This window comes from Streptomyces roseoverticillatus, from assembly GCF_000719265.1.
In the GTDB taxonomy this organism is placed as follows: domain Bacteria; phylum Actinomycetota; class Actinomycetes; order Streptomycetales; family Streptomycetaceae; genus Streptomyces; species Streptomyces roseoverticillatus.
In genome coordinates this window covers 1-274 of the sequence record NZ_JOFL01000081.1, presented here as the reverse complement: position 1 = coordinate 274, position 274 = coordinate 1, and the positions used below count along the sequence as shown (strand labels likewise).

General features: G+C 69.7%; 1 pseudogene. It reads left to right on the top strand.

The window, feature by feature from the left end:
- A pseudogene (locus IF61_RS0131905) lies at window positions 1-274 on the top strand (hypothetical protein); the annotation flags it as partial.

Sequence of the window (274 nt, the reverse complement as noted above, 5' to 3'; positions counted from 1 at the left end):
TAGCCACTTGGAACGTTCTCCACCGCGTCCACGCCGAGAACTGGGGCGAGGACGTCCTGAACTCCTGGCCGGACGAGTCGGAGCGGATCGCCGCCGTCACGGAGCGGCTGGTGGGACGAGCCGAGCAGGTCATCGCTCTGCAGGAGGTCAGCGGTGACCAGCTGGCCAGCCTCCGCCGTGCGCTGACCGACCGGACTGTCCACACGTTGCGGTATCCGCGCGTCCCAGCACCACGCCAGGATGGCCCCTGCTCGCTGCGCGACCCCGGGGAGTA